We start from the raw sequence: 1833 nt of genomic DNA, 5'->3' as shown, positions 1-1833 counted from the left end.
AGGTTGTGCTCTACCCCTGAGCTACGCCCGCTCTGGCGCTTCGGAAAATCCGCTGCTCGAAAGCGGCGGGTCCGGGGTGGAGGCGCGCCACTAGCAGCGGTTCGGCAGGGCCGCAAGAGGAATCCGCAAGAAAAATCCACCAGCCCGGCCGCGCCCCGAAGCGAACGCATTGTCCCTTCACAAACCGCCCGCGAAGGCCGATCTAGAGAGCCGATCAGCAGCACGCATCCAGAGTAAGGGAGCAAGAACCTTGGCCAGCATGGGTCTCAATCTCGACGAACAGAAGGCCGTGGACCGGTTCCGCAAGGCGGTGGCCGAGCCTTCGATGACCCAGCTGGTGATCCTGGACTTCTGGGCCGAATGGTGCGGACCCTGCAAGGCGCTGACCCCGGTGCTCGAAAAGGTGGCGGCGGAATACGCGGACAAGGGCGTCGTGCTCGCCAAGGTGAACGTCGACGAGGAGCAGTTCATCGCCTCGCAGTTCCAGGTCCGTTCGATCCCGACGGTCTACGCGATCTTCCAGGGCCAGCCCGTCGCCGACCTCACCAACGCCCGCACGGAATCGCAGCTCAAGTCGATGCTCGACCAGATCCTCGCCAAGCTGCCGGTGCAGCCGGGCGGCGAGCCCGAGCAGGACCTTGCCCCGCTGATCGCGATGGGCGAGGACGCGCTGGCGGGCGGCGACGGCGAACGGGCCGCCGGCATCTTCATGCAGATCCTCGACATGGCACCCGACAACGCCGAAGTCCTTTCGGGGCTGATCCGGTCCTTCGTGGCGGCCGGGCGGCTCGAGGAGGCCGACCAGGTGCTCGATTCGCTCGGCGAGCCGCTGTCGAGCGATCCGCAGGTGGACCGCGCGCGCAAGGCGCTGGCGCTCGCCAAGGACAAGCCGGAAGACAGCGAACTGGCCGCCCTGCGCGCCGCCGCGGCCGAGCGCCCGGCCGACATGGACGCGCAGCTGGCGTTCGCGGGCGCTGCCTTCGCGGCGGGCGAGCGTGACACCGCCGCCGAGACGCTGCTGCGCATGATCGCCTTCGACCGCGAGTGGAACGAGGGCGCCGCCAAGGCCAAGCTGCTGCAGATCTTCGAGGCGATCGGGCTCGAGGACCCCTGGGTTTCCGCCACGCGGCGCAAGCTCTCGACTGTCCTGTTCGGCTGACCACGCCCTTGGCGCGCATCACGATCTTTCCCCTGCCCGGTGCGGTGCTCTACCCCGGCCTGCAACTGCCGCTGCACATCTTCGAGCCGCGCTATCGCGCCATGGTGAGCGATGCGCTGGCGCGGGACCGGCGCATCGGGATGATCCAGCCGCAGCGCGCGGCGGAGGGCGCGCCGCTGTTCTCGGTCGGCTGCCTGGGGCGCATCGGCGACGTCGAGGCGCTGGAGGACGGCCGCTTCAACATCGTGCTGGAAGGCGAGACGCGCTTTCGGGTGCTGCGCGAACTGAACGTGACCACGCCGTTCCGGCAGGTCGAGGCCGAGCTCCTGGGCGAGCGCGACGAGGTGCTCGCCCCCATCGAGCGCGCCAGTTTCGAGCGGGAGGCGCGGCGCTTCGCGGAGGCGCAGGGCTACGTGGTGGACTGGGAACAGGTGGGCCGGCTCGACGATGCCTCGCTCATCAACGGGGTTTCGCAGATCGCGCCGTTCGATCCGGCGGCCAAGCAGGCGCTGCTGGAGGCGGCGGGGCTGGCGGCGCGGTGCGACCTGCTGGTCCAGCTGATGCAGTTCTTCGGCCGCACCGGGGACGGCGACGAGGACGGCACCACGCTGCAATAGCGCCCGGTTAGCACGCGGTTAGAGCGTGATCTTGTTTGAGTGAATCGTAAGGGGGAT

2 protein-coding genes are annotated in these 1833 nt (G+C 68.8%); both read left to right on the top strand.

Annotated elements, in window-relative coordinates; translation table 11 throughout:
- Positions 1-259 precede the first annotated feature (259 nt).
- Entirely contained in the window at positions 260-1159 is a 900-nt protein-coding gene (locus ACFFJC_RS21215; RefSeq protein WP_379489236.1) for a tetratricopeptide repeat protein, read from the top strand.
- An 8-nt stretch (positions 1160-1167) separates the two neighbouring features.
- On the top strand, positions 1168-1776 hold the full coding sequence (locus ACFFJC_RS21210) for an LON peptidase substrate-binding domain-containing protein (RefSeq protein ID WP_379489235.1): 609 nt from the start codon (positions 1168-1170) through the stop codon (positions 1774-1776).
- Positions 1777-1833 lie beyond the last annotated feature (57 nt).

The organism is Novosphingobium soli, assembly GCF_042432915.1.
Classification (GTDB): domain Bacteria; phylum Pseudomonadota; class Alphaproteobacteria; order Sphingomonadales; family Sphingomonadaceae; genus Novosphingobium; species Novosphingobium soli.
The sequence above is the reverse complement of the archived record's forward strand: the minus strand, read 5'-3'. Positions and strand labels throughout refer to the sequence as shown.

What these genes read in the sequence shown, in the direction of transcription:
- ACFFJC_RS21215 (WP_379489236.1), top strand. Translation starts at nt 260, where the DNA reads ATGGGTCTCAATCTCGACGAACAGAAGGCCGTGGACCGGTTCCGCAAG.